The 13,423-nt window shown below is 69.6% G+C and carries 11 protein-coding genes and 2 pseudogenes; 5 read left to right on the top strand and 8 right to left on the bottom strand.

Features of this window, described 5'->3' with window-relative positions; translation table 11 throughout:
* Window positions 1–56: 56 nt before the first annotated feature.
* The 4 genes from ACFV9H_RS03125 to ACFV9H_RS03110 all read right to left on the bottom strand — a co-directional run bounded on the left by ACFV9H_RS03125 (window position 57) and on the right by ACFV9H_RS03110 (window position 2,695).
* Complete coding sequence (locus tag ACFV9H_RS03125; RefSeq protein ID WP_385392513.1) at window positions 57–863, bottom strand: hypothetical protein; 807 nt, start codon at window positions 861–863, stop codon at window positions 57–59.
* The gene (locus tag ACFV9H_RS03120; RefSeq protein ID WP_385392511.1) at window positions 860–1,432 is read right to left on the bottom strand and encodes a SigE family RNA polymerase sigma factor; all 573 of its coding nucleotides are present in this window, start codon (window positions 1,430–1,432) and stop codon (window positions 860–862) included. Before ACFV9H_RS03120 ends, ACFV9H_RS03125 begins: the two co-directional genes overlap by 4 nt.
* A gap of 14 nt (window positions 1,433–1,446) precedes the next feature.
* Entirely contained in the window at window positions 1,447–2,346 is a 900-nt protein-coding gene (locus ACFV9H_RS03115) for an expansin EXLX1 family cellulose-binding protein (protein ID WP_385392508.1), read from the bottom strand.
* Between the two features lie 166 nt (window positions 2,347–2,512).
* On the bottom strand, window positions 2,513–2,695 hold the full coding sequence (locus tag ACFV9H_RS03110) for a hypothetical protein (RefSeq protein ID WP_385392505.1): 183 nt from the start codon (window positions 2,693–2,695) through the stop codon (window positions 2,513–2,515).
* A 533-nt stretch (window positions 2,696–3,228) separates the two neighbouring features.
* Here ACFV9H_RS03110 and ACFV9H_RS03105 point away from each other — a divergent pair.
* Window positions 3,229–3,566 (top strand): annotated as a pseudogene (locus ACFV9H_RS03105) (phytanoyl-CoA dioxygenase); the annotation flags it as partial.
* Window positions 3,567–3,679: 113 nt separating this feature from the next.
* On the opposite strand, the gene mmsB reads toward ACFV9H_RS03105, so the two are convergent.
* The 3 genes from mmsB to chvE all read right to left on the bottom strand — a co-directional run bounded on the left by mmsB (window position 3,680) and on the right by chvE (window position 7,663).
* Entirely contained in the window at window positions 3,680–4,915 is a 1,236-nt protein-coding gene (mmsB, locus tag ACFV9H_RS03100) for a multiple monosaccharide ABC transporter permease (protein ID WP_385392503.1), read from the bottom strand.
* A 3-nt stretch (window positions 4,916–4,918) separates the two neighbouring features.
* Window positions 4,919–6,466 (bottom strand): multiple monosaccharide ABC transporter ATP-binding protein, encoded by a 1,548-nt coding sequence (gene mmsA, locus ACFV9H_RS03095; protein WP_385392500.1) that lies wholly within the window; start codon window positions 6,464–6,466, stop codon window positions 4,919–4,921.
* Between the two features lie 102 nt (window positions 6,467–6,568).
* Complete coding sequence (gene chvE, locus ACFV9H_RS03090; RefSeq protein ID WP_385392497.1) at window positions 6,569–7,663, bottom strand: multiple monosaccharide ABC transporter substrate-binding protein; 1,095 nt, start codon at window positions 7,661–7,663, stop codon at window positions 6,569–6,571.
* A gap of 390 nt (window positions 7,664–8,053) precedes the next feature.
* Between chvE and ACFV9H_RS03085 the strand changes: the two genes are divergently transcribed.
* Entirely contained in the window at window positions 8,054–9,043 is a 990-nt protein-coding gene (locus ACFV9H_RS03085) for a LacI family DNA-binding transcriptional regulator (protein WP_385392593.1), read from the top strand.
* A gap of 281 nt (window positions 9,044–9,324) precedes the next feature.
* Entirely contained in the window at window positions 9,325–9,756 is a 432-nt protein-coding gene (locus ACFV9H_RS03080) for a class II aldolase/adducin family protein (protein ID WP_385392495.1), read from the top strand.
* 16 nt (window positions 9,757–9,772) lie between these two features.
* On the opposite strand, the gene ACFV9H_RS03075 is transcribed toward ACFV9H_RS03080, so the two are convergent.
* Complete coding sequence (locus ACFV9H_RS03075; RefSeq protein ID WP_385392492.1) at window positions 9,773–11,002, bottom strand: RNA-guided endonuclease InsQ/TnpB family protein; 1,230 nt, start codon at window positions 11,000–11,002, stop codon at window positions 9,773–9,775.
* Between the two features lie 146 nt (window positions 11,003–11,148).
* On the opposite strand from ACFV9H_RS03075, the gene ACFV9H_RS03070 reads away from it, so the two are divergent.
* Both ACFV9H_RS03070 and ACFV9H_RS03065 read left to right on the top strand, forming a co-directional pair.
* The gene (locus ACFV9H_RS03070) at window positions 11,149–12,204 is read left to right on the top strand and encodes an aldose epimerase family protein (protein ID WP_385392490.1); all 1,056 of its coding nucleotides are present in this window, start codon (window positions 11,149–11,151) and stop codon (window positions 12,202–12,204) included.
* A gap of 268 nt (window positions 12,205–12,472) precedes the next feature.
* Window positions 12,473–13,187: pseudogene (locus ACFV9H_RS03065) on the top strand (family 1 glycosylhydrolase); the annotation flags it as partial.
* Window positions 13,188–13,423 lie beyond the last annotated feature (236 nt).

Here is a 13,423-nt window from a genome sequence, read left to right as displayed (position 1 = left end):
ATCTGGATGAACGCGCCGCAGTCCTCGGTGGCTTCGGCCAGGCCAGGGGCATGGCCTCATCGTGCCGGGGTGAAGCCGCCCCAGACCGAGAGGGCGTCACGCGGACCGTTGGCGTCGACGCGGTAGCCGTCGTGCTGGGCCTCGCGTTCTCCGGCGGCGTGGTTGTACTGGCCGGCGAAGACGTGTTGTCCGGCCGGGACCGTACGGCCCGGCTTGAGGATCCAGCGGTAGACCACGGCTCCGCCTTCATGCTGCACGGTGACGGTGAAGTCGTCGGCGGGCAGCGTCCGCCAGCTGCCGGTGCTCTGCACTCCGCCCGTCTGCGAGATGCGCAGTTCCAAGGTGAGTGCGGTGAGCGGCTGGGTGGTCTTGAGGCTGATGTTGCTCTGCGCCCAGTACGTGTTGCTGCTCGCGTCCAAGGAGCCGGCCGACGACAAAGGCCCGTCCTGGACGCGCGCGCTGCCGGGCCGGGCCGAGCCCGTGCCCCCTGACGCCTCAGGGCTGGGGCTCGTCGAGGACGAGTGGTCCGGCACGGTGGGGCCGCCGGAGGTGGGCGCCGGCGGCGTCACGTGGGGCGTCCAGGGCGCGGATGGCGCGGATGGCGCGGCGGGGGTGGCCGAGATGTCCGGCCGGGCCGGCGGGGGCTGGACGATGGCGGCGACGGCGAAACCACCGCCCGCCAGAATGCCGGCCGCGGCGAGGGAGGCGAGCGCCACCCTGGGCCACGGCCTCGCGCCGGACGACTCGCGGTGGTGGGCGGCGGCGCCGGACATGCCGCGTTCGACGCGGGCCAGGATCCGCGCACGGTCGGGCTGGTGGGCCTCGGCGGCTGTGCGCAGCCGCCCGGTGAGCTCCTCGTTCAACGGCTCCTCCTCCCCGCCAACAGTTCCCCGGCTGCTCCCGTGGTGCCCAGCATCCGTTCCAGTTCGGCCATCCCCTTCGAGGTCTGGCTCTTAACCGTACCGACCGATATTCCGAGCGCCAGAGCGGTGTCCTTCTCCGACAGGTCGAAGGCGTGCCGCAGGACCACGCACGTCCGCTTCCGGAACGGCAACCGGGCGAGAGCAGTGCGCACGTCCACCACGGCTGCCACGTCGGGGCCGTCCAACGACTCCGCACCGCGCGACCAGAACAGGGCGATCCGGCGGCGCTCGCGAACCGCGCTGCGGATCCGTGACCGTGCCAGGTTGGCTACCACGCCACGTGCGTAGGCGAGCGGGTACTCGGCCTGGCGCAGCCGGTCCCAGCGCTGCCACAGTGCGATCAGGGCGTCCGCGGCCAGATCGTCGGCACCGTCCGCCTCGCCCGTCAGGAGATGGGCGAACCGGGCGAGTTCGGCGTAGTGGCGTTCGAAGAAGTCGTGGAACTCCGCGGACGCGTCATCGAGGACCACGCTGTCGGTCGCCCCTTCCGCAAATGTGTGCGTTAACATCCGGCGGCAGAGTATCAGTGCGGGGCGAACTGGAGCCGGGTCGGTTGTGCGACGTTCGGCAGCAGCGCGGTCCCGTCGACCGTCAGCTGCTCTCCATAGATGTCGGTGATCCGTATCGCGCTGCCGCACCCGCTGCCCTCGGCGGAGAGGAAGTAGTTGTAGTCGGTACGAGGCAGTTTCTGCCAGCCCTTGGTGGTGCGTACCTCCAGCCGTGCGACCGGATTCCGGTGGTCGATCACCTGGATGCCGCACCAGTGGGGGCTGGAACCGGTCTTGTACCGGATGGAGATCGTGCTGGGAGTGTGGGGGCTCAGCAGACTCCAGGTGATCGGGATACGGCCGACCTTTGGGTCGGCCAGTTTCGCGAAGGCCTGTTCGCTGAGGTCCAGTTGTCCGGGTGCGCAGGGCAGTGGGCATTCGTTGGTGATCCGGACCGTGATCGAGGCGCCGTTCGCGGCGCGGACGCGTACGTACGCGCCGCACGCCCTGGACGACTCGTAGTCGGTGGTGTTCATCGCCGCGATCATGAGGTCGTTGCTCGGGCCGAACAGGCAGGCGCCGTTGCCGTCGCCGGCAGCGTAGGCGGTGGCGACGCCCTTGTAGGTGGTCCCGGGCTGGATGCGTCCTGCCGAAGGTGTCGTGGTGGTGCTGGTGGATGCCGCCTGAAGGGTTGCCTTCGCCGAGGGCTGTGGCGCCGCGGTGGTCGTACTGGCGGCCGCGTTCGGGGTTTCCGCGGCACGCGAGCTCTCCGTCGGCGGCGCCGGGCTCGTCGGGGCCGGGGACGTGGCTCCCACCTGGGTGGCGGCGGGGGCCGCCACGTCGGCCCCGACCTCGGCCTTGGAGCCGGGGAGCATGGCCGTCACCAGGCAGACGAGGACGCCCGCGGCGGTCAGCATCACCGCCGTTCCCGTCATCAGCCTGTGCCTACGCCTGCGCTGCCGCGCGGCCTGCCGTGCAGTCTGCATGTCCGTCCGTTCGAAGATTCGAGTCGAGGTGCACTGCTTGGTTGCCGCCGAATGCGAAAAGGTTGCCGCCCGATTTCCACCGGGAACCGGGCGCGGCACACGGTCGGCGCCACGGCTACGGCTGGGGCGGGGCGGGGGAGTGCAGGGAAATGGGCTGGGTGGCACGGATGCCGTGCGGAGAGGCTCCGAATGAGCGGCGACAGGCCTTGTTGAACGCCTGGTCGGGAATGCCGACCGACGCGGCGACGGCGGGGACGGAGAGCGCGGTGGCCTGCAGGAAATGGTGCGCCCGTTCCATTCGGGGCCCGGATGTAGCCGACGACCATCTCCCCCGTCGCGGCGAGGAAGAGGCGCGTCAGGTGGTTGTGGGAGGCACCGGATACCGCCGGGATGTCCGGTACCGTCAGAGGTTCCCCAGCCGCGCCTCGATGAGGGCGACGACGGCTGCGACCGCCGGATGAACGGCCTGTGTTCCGCTCCCTCGGAGGGGCGAGCCGGGAGACCCGCCACAGGGCGGCCCACACCTCGGCAGCGGCCCGTGCCGGGGTGTTCGGCCCGGCAGCCAGCGCCTGCTGCAGCTGGGTGGTGAGCAAGGCGAGATCGGGGCCGGCGTCCTGGACCATAGCAACGTTGCGGGGGTTCCACCTGACCCCAGGCGGAGGTGGAAGTGGAGGTGTGGGGAGCGGCCCCGGTAGCGATAGCGAACCTCGGCTCCGGGCGGCGAGGCTGACCCGGCCGGGGCGGATCGTGTACCCGTGCCGTGCACCGTCAAGTCGGCCTCGTGGTCGTACCGATGGAGCTGCCAAAGATCCGGCAGTGAAAGCACGTCCAGTCCGTCGGCTGCTGGAACATCCACAGGTGGCAGGGGCCCTGCACAGCCTCGTGGGCCCGGAGCCGTGGGTGGACCACCACTTCGGCACACTCGCGAGCCTCACGGCGGCGACGCGCGACGGCTGCACGGGGACGCCATCAACGACGTCCGGCCGGACGCCTTCGATGTGCAGTTGATGTACTTTCCGCAGGCGGGGATGCTGGAGAGGGGCGGAACGCTCACCGTGCCGGGCAGCCATTTCCGGCGGATCAACGAGTCCGACACCGGCCGCTACCAGAACCTGCGCGGCCAGGACCGACTGGTCTGCCCGGCCGGGACGGTGGTGCTTCTGCACCACACGAGTTCTTCTTCGAGCGGATCGTCGACGCGCGAGCGCAGCCGCAGGAGACGGGCTCCCGGTAGGCGAGGCACCGCTCCTCGTGCGGGCGGCGGCGCCGAGGAGAGGCGAGGTCAGGCTCCGACCCTGCGCTTGTTGTACACGTCGAAGCCGACGGCCGTCAGCAGTACCAGACCCTTGATCACTTGCTGGTAGTCGGTACCCACGCCGACCAGCGACATGCCGTTGTTCAGCACGCCCAGTACCAGACCGCCGGTGAGCGCACCGAGGACGGTCCCCACACCGCCGCTCGCGGAGGCGCCGCCGATGAACGCGGCGGCGATCGCCTCCAACTCGAAGTTGATGCCGGCCTGCGGCGTACCGGCGTTGAGCCGCGCGGCGAAGACGAGCCCGGCCAGGGCCGCGAGGACGCCCATGTTCACGAAGGCCAGGAAGACGACCCGCTTGCTCTTCACCCCGGACAGCCTCGCCGCGGCCTCGTTGCCGCCGACGGCGTAGGTGTGCCGGCCGAGGATCGAGTTGCGCATCACGTATCCGAAGCCGACCAGCAGGACGCCGAGGATCAGCAGAACGATGGGCACCCCGTGGTAGCTGGCCAGCAGCAGCGTAAAGGCCACCACGGCCGCGGTGATCGCGCCGAGCTTCACCAGGAACAGCCCGGCCGGGAGCGGTTCCAGCCCGTACGAGGCGGCCCGCCGCCGTCCGCGTACCTCCTGCAGGATCGCGACGGCCAGCACCGAGAACCCCAGCAGGAGGGTGAGGTTGTGGTAGTCGGTCTGGGGGCCGACCGCGGGGAGGAAGCCGCTGCTGATGTTCTGGAAGCCCTTGGGGAACGGCGCCACCGACTGGCCCTGCAGGAGGATCTGGGTCCCACCGCGGAACAGCAGCATGCCGGCCAGCGTGACGATGAACGAGGGGATCCCGAGATAGGCGATCCAGAACCCCTGCCAGGCTCCGGCAAGAGCCCCGATCAGCAGCGCGACCGCCAGCGCCGCGGGCCACGGCATCTTGTGCTCGACCATCATCACCGCCGCGGCCGCCCCGACGAAGGCGGCGAGCGACCCGACCGACAGGTCGATGTGCCCGGCGATGATGACGATCATCATGCCGATGGCCAGGATGAGGATGTAGCCGTTCTGCTGGATCAGGTTGGTGATGTTGAGCGGCTGGAGCAGGATGCCGTCCGTCCAGAACTGGAACAGCAGCACGATCAGCGCCAGCGCGACCAGCATCCCGTACTGGCGCAGGTTGCCGCGCAGCGCCCGGGCCAGTACGGCACCGGCCGACGTTCGTTGGCCGGTTTCCGGGGTGCTGGGCGTGGTGTCTGGGGTGGTCTGGGTCCGGGCCATGCCTCACACCTGCTTGTCGGGGTATGCCGCGCTCATGGTCATGAGCCGCATGAGGGATTCCTGGGTGGCGTCCGCGCGGGTCACCTCACCGGTGATCCGGCCTTCGGCCATGGTGTAGATCCGGTCGCACAGGCCCAGGAGTTCGGGGAGTTCGGAGGAGATGACGAGTACCGTCTTGCCTTGGGCGGCGAGTTCGGCGATGACGGTGTAGATCTCCGCCTTGGCGCCGATGTCGATGCCCCGGGTGGGTTCGTCGAGGATCAGCACCTCCGGCCCGGCGAAGATCCACTTGCTGAGGACGACCTTCTGCTGGTTGCCGCCGCTGAGCTTGCCGGTCTCCGCGAACACCGAGGGGGCCTTGATGTTCATGGTCCGCCGGAACGATTCGGCGATCCGGGCCTCCTCGTGCCGGTCGACCCAGCCCCGCCGGGCGACCTTGCCGAGGGCGCTCAGCGAGATGTTCCGGCTGATGTCGTCGCCGAGGTTGAGGCCGAGCTGCTTGCGGTCCTCGGTCACGTACGCGATGCCGTGCCCGATGGCCTCCGGCACCGTCCGGGTACGGATCTCCCGGCCGTGCAGCCGCACCCGGCCCCCGGTCCACCGTCCGTACGAGCGGCCGAAGACGCTCATGGCCAGTTCGGTGCGGCCGGCGCCCATGAGGCCGGCGACGCCGACGATCTCGCCTCGACGGACGTGCAGCGAGGCGCCGTCGACCACCTTCCGCCGGTGGTCGATCGGGTGCAGGACGCTCCAGTCCTCGATCTCGAAGGCGACCTCGCCGATCTCCGGGGCGCGCTCGGGGTAGCGGTGTTCCAGGTCGCGGCCGACCATGCCACGGATGATCCGCTCCTCGGAGATGCCGTTGGGACCGATCGCGATGGTTTCGATGGTCCGCCCGTCGCGCAGGATGGTGACGGCGTCGGCGACCCGGGCGATCTCGTTCAGCTTGTGCGAGATGAGGATGCAGGAGATGCCCTGGGCCTTGAGTTCGAGGATCAGGTCGAGCAGCTTGCGGCTGTCCTCGTCGTTCAGGGCGGCCGTCGGCTCGTCAAGGATGAGCAGCTTGACCTTTTTGGCGAGCGCCTTGGCGATCTCGACCAACTGCTGTTTGCCGACGCCGAGATCGGCGATCCTGGTGTGCGGGCTCTCGTCGAGTCCGACCTGCCGGATCAGTGCGGCGGCGTGGGTCAGCGTCCGGTGCCAGCTGATGACGCCCCGGGTGGCGTGTTCGTTGCCGAGGAAGATGTTCTCGGCGATGGACAGGTAGGGCACCAGCGCGAGTTCCTGATGGATGATCACGATGCCTCGCTGCTCGCTGGCCCGGATGTCCTTGAACCGGCAGGGGTCGCCCTCGAAATAGATCTCGCCCTGGTAGCCGCCGTGCGGGTGGACCCCGCTGAGTACCTTCATCAGTGTGGACTTGCCGGCGCCGTTCTCACCGCAGACGGCGTGCACCTCACCTGCGGCGACCGTCAGGTTGACCTCGGAGAGAGCCTTGACACCGGGAAACGTCTTGCTGATCGACCGCATCTCGAGAACGGGTCGGGCCATGGTCGTGCATCCGTATCGTCGGGGCGGTGCGGTGCCGGGCGGTCTCCCGGGCGTCGCACCGCCGGTTCGGCGTCGCCGGACCCGTCGGTCGGGCCCCGTGGGCTACTTGAGCTGGTCCGCGGTGTACTGGCCGCTGTCTACCAGGACCTTCTGGTAGTTCTCCTTGTCGACACTGACCGGCTGGAGCAGCTGCGCCGGTACGGTCTTGACGCCGTTGTCGTACTGACTGGTGTCGTTGACCTCGGGCTTGCCGCCGGTCAGCAGTGCGTCGCCCATCTGGACCGCGGCCTTGGCCAGTTGGCGGGTGTCCTTGTAGACGGTCTGGGTCTGCTCGCCCGCGATGATCGACTTCACCGAGGCCAGCTCGCCGTCCTGGCCCGTGACGACGGGCAGTGGCTGGCCGGCGCCGTAGCCGACGCCCTTGAGCGAGGAGATGATGCCGATCGAGATGCCGTCGTACGGCGAGAGCACGGCGTCGACGCGGGCGGCGGTGTACGACTTGCTCAGCAGGTTGTCCATCCGGGACTGGGCGAGACCGCCGTCCCAGCGCAGAGTGGCGATCTGGTTGAGGGAGGTCTGGCCGCTCTGCACGACCAGCTTCTTGTCGTCGATGTACGGCCCCAGGACGCTCATGGCGCCGTTGTAGAAGAACGCGGCGTTGTTGTCGTCCGGTGAGCCGGCGAACAGCTCGATGTTGAAGGGGCCCTTGCCGTCCTTGATCCCTAGTTTGTCGACGATGTAACTGCCCTGGAGGACACCGACCTTGTAGTTGTCGAAGGTCGCGTAGTAGTCGACGTTCTTCGTGCCGCGGATCAGTCGGTCGTAGGAGATGACGGGGATGTGGGCGTCGGCGGCCTTCTGCAGCACGTTGGTGAGCGAGGAGCCGTCGATGGCGGCGATCACCAGCAGCTTGGCGCCCTTGGTGATCATGTTCTCCACCTGGGAGACCTGGTTCTCCACCACGTTGTCGCCGTACTGGAGGTCGGTCTTGTAACCCTTGGCCTGGAACTCCTTGACCATGTTGTTTCCGTCGTTGATCCAGCGCTCCGACGACTTGGTCGGCATCGCGATGCCGATGAGGCCCCCTTTGGCGTCTCCGCCGGCCCCGCCGTCGCCCGCTCCGTTGGCGCTCTGGCCGCAGGCTGCCAGCGACAGCGTGAGACCCACGGCGACAAGGCCTGCTGAAAGCTTTCGCACAGTTCCTCCAGTGATGTTCCGCGACCGGCCCAGTGCGACCCGGCTGGGCGACCGGAAGCGGTCGAGCGGGGTCGGCCGGGAGTCGTTTCCTCGCGCTGTGCGAAGTCCGGGTTACAGCGGCTCCGGCCTGGCGATACCTGAGTGTTAACGCTCACATGTGTGCCGTCAAGGGTCTGTTCGGATCACCGTTCAGTCTTCAACAACGGCGCAGGCGATCAGCTGCCTGGGCGCGCACCCGGCGACCGCCTGCCGCTGGTCTACTCGAGGACCTGGCTGACGGCATGCTCACATCGCCTTCGTCAAGGGTCGGTAGCGTACCGTGGCCCGGAGTCGAGGAGGGAAGTGCGAGTGGGAAACGACAGTGCCGGGACCGAGCGGCGCCACCCTGTGATGGCGGACGTGGCGAAATTGGCCGGCGTGTCCCACCAGACGGTGTCCCGGGTGCTCAACGGCGCCCCGCATGTGCGGCCCGGCACCCGGGAGCGCGTGCTCGCCGCCATCCGGGAGCTGGACTACCGGCCCAACTCCGCTGCCCGCGCCCTGGTCACCCGCCGCTCGCAAACCCTCGGCGTCGTCAGCTTCGAATCCACCCTGTACGGTCCCGCCTCCATGCTGCACGGCATCGAGCAGGCCGCGCGGAGTGCGGGGTACTTCGTCAGCGTGACGAGTCTGCACTCCCTGGACGGCCGCTCGGTTCAGGAGGCCGTCGACCGGCTGCGCGACCAGGGCGTGGAGGGCGTGGTCGTGATCGCGCCCCAGATCTCCGCCGTCAGTGCGGTGGCCAGGCTCTCCAGCTCCGTGCCGGTCGTCGCGGTCGGACCGGGCAGCCAGTCGCGGGTTCCCATGGTCTCGGTGGACAACCGGTCCGGCGCCGAAGCGGCCACCAGGCACCTGCTCGATTTGGGCCACCGCACCGTGCACCACCTGGCCGGCCCGGCCGGCTGGCTGGAGAGCCAGGACCGCCAGGAGGGCTGGCGCGGCGCGCTGGAGGCCGCCGGAGCCCCCGTGCCGCGTGTCGAGCCCGGCGACTGGAGCGCGCGCGCCGGCTACCAGGCGGGCTTGCGGATCGCCGAACTGGACGACGTCACCGCCGTCTTCTGCGCCAACGACCACATGGCGCTCGGCCTGCTGCGCGCCCTGCACGAGGCCGGCCGCTCGATCCCGGGCGACATCGGCGTGGTCGGCTTCGACGACATTCCCGAGGCCGCCTACTTCACCCCGCCCCTGACCACCGTGCGGCAGGACTTCGGCGAGCTCGGCCGCCGGGCCCTGGAACTGCTCGTCGAGGAGCTGGAGGGCGTCGCGCACACCCGTACCCACGTGCGGATTCCGCCCGAGATGGTGCTGCGTCGCAGCGCGGGTCCCGCCACCCGCCGTTGAGCCGGCACCGTCGGACCCGAGGCTGACCACCCCGGCGGCCCATGCTCACCGCCGCGTGGGCACGCTCGACCGAGTGCTCCGCCAGTCCCTTGACAGGACAGATTGTTAACGCTAACAATCTGTCATCACGAGAGATTTCCCCTTCAACTCCGCAGGAGCCAATGCCGGTTTCCGGTCCGAAGGATGAGAAGTGACCTTGATCCCTGCCGTCCGAGGCTCGGACAGGTACGTCGTCGGAGTCGGCGTCGGCGTCGGCTTTGGCTTCGGCACCCTCTCCCGTTGTGCCGTGGTGGTCCGCGTGCCTGACGGACAGGAGCTCGCGACCGTCGTCCACGAGTACCCGCACGCCGTCATCGAGCGCGAGTTACCCGCCACCGGGCACCCACTGCGCCCGACTGGGCCCTGCGGTACTCCGAGGACTGGCGCGAGGTACTGCGCACCGTCGTTCCCGCCGCGCTCGCCGTATCCGGCGTCGACCCGCCTACGTCATCAATGCCGTCGAAGGCGACCACGCGCCCTCCTCCGACACCGCCGCACAGGCCTACGTCTACCGCCACCTGCCCGAGGCCGGGGGAGGGGTGCACACCCACTCGAATTACGTCTGCGCCTGGGCCGCGGGAACTGCGCTGGAAGCGGGCCCACCACCGACTGGCCCAGGGGATTTGAATCCTCCCCTCCCCGAAGGGAGGGGATTCCCCACCCTCCAGGGCTGATGTGGGGATTTCTAGCTCACGCTGCCTGACCAAGCGGCGCTTGGTCAGGTCTTCCACGATCAGCACTAGCCGGGTTGAGACCAGCCCGGACCAGCATCACGCGGGCGGAGTTCTTATCCCTGGGGGATAGGGCTCCGCACACGGTGCAGGCGTAGGTTCGTTCCGAGAGGGGTAGTGCGTGCTTGGTTCTCGCTCCGCACTGCGCGCAGTCCATGGTGGTGTGCGCGGGGTGTACCAGGTGCACGGCGCGGCCGTGCTTGCGGCCCATCTCGACCAGGGCCGTTTTCGTCGCGGAGATTGCCGCATCGGCCGCCTTGCGGGCCATGGTGGATTTGGCGAGGAACTTCGGTCGGAAGTCCTCTACTGCGAGGGCGTCGTGGTCGCGGACGACCGACTTGGCCCACTTGCGGGCGGTGTCCTGGCGTTGGCGTGCGACCTTCCTGTGCAGCTTCGCGACTTGCTTCTTCGCCGCCCGGTAGCCCTTCGACCCTGGCTTGCCCTTCGCCGGTTTCCGGCGGGCCATCATCCGCTGATAGCGCGCGAGGCCGGCGCCGGCCTTTTTGCCGTGCTCGGCGTGCGGGAGGTCGTGTTCGTCGCTGGTGGTGGTCGCGGTCTCCTTCACGCCCCAGTCGATCCCGATCACCGCGCCGGTTTCCGCAAGCGGCTCGACCTTGGCGGGGACGACGAACGAGCAGTACCAGTGCCCGAGACTGTCACGGTAGACACGCACGCTGGAGGGGTCGGCCGGGAGGTCCCGCGACCACACCACGGTCAGCACGATGCCGCCCGCCAGGTGCAGTTTCCCGTCCTTCAGTCGAAAGCCGCGCTTGGTGTAGTTGAGGGACGGCAGCGCTTCCCGCTTCTTCTTCCACTTCGGCATCCCGGCCCGCTGCCGCACCGGCAACCGGTCCTTGACGTCCTTCTGCGCCTTGGCGCGGGACTTCCCGAAATCCCGGATCAACTGCTGCTGCGGAACCGAGGACCCTATCCGAAGCCAGGCGTTCTTGGTGCGGGCTTCGGTCAACATCTTGTCGAGCTGCGCCGGACCACACGTGCGCTGGTCCTCGCCCTCAAACCGGTCCTTGTTCCGGACATGGGTCTGCTTCGACTTCGCGCAGCACTCGTTCCAGATCCAGCGGCACCGGTCCCACTCGCCCATCAAGGCGGCGACCGCGGTGGACGACACGCGCACGCGGAAGGTCCACCGGGCGTGCCCGGGATCCCCCGCCATCGGTGTCGTCACCATCCCAGCAACCTATCCCGGACCACTGCAACAACCGAAAGGACAGGTCAGACCAGATGCGAACCGAACTGCGGCGCTCCGCCCTCCGACCCAAGGACCCATCCCTCCCCGTCCTGAAGGCCGGGGCCTCCCGGGAGGGATCCGGTGAAGTGACGGTGACCCAGGAGGCTGCCGCAGAGCTCCCGGACGGGCGGCGTATCACCCGCTGGACGTTCGGCTCCCCGGAGGGCGTGACAGCGGAGGTGCTCAGTCTGGGAGCCCGCTTGCAGGCCCTGCACGCGCCAGACCGGGACGGGCGGTGTGCCAACGTCGTCCTGGGCTGCGAGAGCACAGCGGATCTGTTCGGGGAGGCGGCCTACTTCGGCGCGACGGTCGGCCGCTACGCCAATCGAATCGCCGGCGGAACGCTGCCCCTCAACGGCACGACGCACCGGCTGGCGACCCAGCAGGGCGGCCACACCCTGCACGGCGGACCGGACGGCTTCGCCACTCGCCTCTGGGACGGCGTGCCGGTCCGCGTGGGAAGGCGGGCCGGCGTCCGTTTCCGCATGGACAGCCCCGACGGCGACCAGGGATTCCCGGGCGCCCTCACGGCCGAGGTCACCTACCTGCTCGGCCCCGAGGGCGAACTCTCCCTCACTTACCGCGCGACCACGGATGCCCCGACGGTCGTCAACCTCACCAACCACATGTACGTCAACCTGGCCGGCGAGGGCTGTGGGACGGTGCTCGGCCACCTGCTGCGGGTCGAGGCCGCCCGTTACACCCCCGTGGACGCAGAACTGATACCGCTCGGTCCGGCCGAGTCCGTCACCGGCACGCCGTTCGACCTCCGCGAGGCCCGGACGATCGGTGCCCGCATCACCGAGGAACACCCGCAGATCCGCCGGGCCGGCGATGGCTTCGACCACAACTGGGTGCTCGACGGCGCCGGGCTCAGGCGGGCCGCTGTCCTGAGCCACCCTGCCAGCGGCCGCCGCGTCGAATGCCTGACGACGGAGCCGGGGCTCCAGATCTACACCGGAAACCACTTCGACGGCGCGCTGACCGGCCGATCCGGTCGCCCGTACTTCGCGTACGCGGGCATCGCGCTGGAGACCCAGCACTTTCCGGACTCGCCGAACCGGCCCGAGTACCCCTCCACCCACCTGTGCCCGGGGGAGGAGTACCGCTCGACGACGGTGTACCGCTTCTCGGCCGAGTAGGGAAGGCTGCCCGACCGCTGACGCCCGTCCGGGGAAGTTCCGGGTCGTCGCGGTGACGGACGCGCGCAGGTCGTGCCCCGGCGGCCGAAGTGCGGGTGGTCGTACTCGGCCCCGGTGGAAGGAGTTGCCGACCCGCGGGACGGCGCTCCCCGGCGGTGGGATGGCGGTGTAGCCGCCCCCTTGTCCGGGACCGGAGACAGCGGGGGTCGGGGAGGCGGGGTAGGAGCCTGCGCAGCCGCGTACAGCAACGCCGCCATCGCCCGCCGAGGGGCGGCACGCCCCCGGCGCCGAGGAGGGCCGCGGCGCACTGGCGGCCGCACACCACCTGCTGGTCGCCCACGGCCTCGCGATCCGGGAGCTGCGCGCCGCGGGCGCCCAGGAGGTCGGGATCACCCTCAACCTCGACCGCATCCATCTCGCCTCCGCCCTTCCCGAGGGCCGGGCCGCCCTGCGCCGTGCCAAGGTCCTCCACAACGAGGTCTGGACCGAGCCGCTCCTCGCCGGCCGCTACCCTGCGCACGAGGCCGAGACCTGGGCCGGCCTCGCCGACGGCCCGTGGCGGTTGGCGGGCGACCTGGAACTGATCGGCGCCCCACTGGACTTCCTCGGGGTCAACTTCTACCGCCCAGTGACGTTCGCCGCCGCCCACCGCGAGGCCGACCCCGAAGTGCGCACCGCCGTGGACATCGGCGTCACCGAGCTGGACCGGTACAGGGCCCGGCGGACCACCATGGGATGGCCCGTGGTCCCGGACGCGCTCACAGAATTGCTCCGCGAACTCCACGCCCGCTACCCGCGGCTTCCGCCGGTCTGGATCACCGAGAACGGCTCCGCGGAGGATGACGTGGGCGCGCGGCTACAGTCAGCGCTTCGGCCTGGTCCACGTCGACTACGACACCCTGACCCGGACGCCCAAGGACAGCTACCACTGGTACCGGGGCCTGATCACCGCGCACCGCGCGCAGGCGGAGGAACCCGGCTGACCGTCGAGTGCTGGTCGCCGGCCGAGGGCGTGAACGGGGTCCGCGTCACCCACCGCGCCGGTTTGGTGCGGCGGGGGCCGGAGTACACGCTGCCCGGGGCGCGACCGGATGTGGGGAAGGTGTACCGGGACGGCGCGGTGGTCGAGCTCAGTGCGGGTGAGCTGTCGCTGCGGGTGGACACCTCCCGGCGGTTTCCTCGTGCGGAGCCGGGCCGTGGAACGCCACGGCCCGGCTCA

It is taken from the genome of Streptomyces sp. NPDC059874, from assembly GCF_042731135.1.
Taxonomy (GTDB): Bacteria; Actinomycetota; Actinomycetes; order Streptomycetales; family Streptomycetaceae; genus Streptomyces.
Note: the sequence above shows the minus strand (reverse complement) of the source record. Positions and strands in the feature narration are given on the sequence as shown.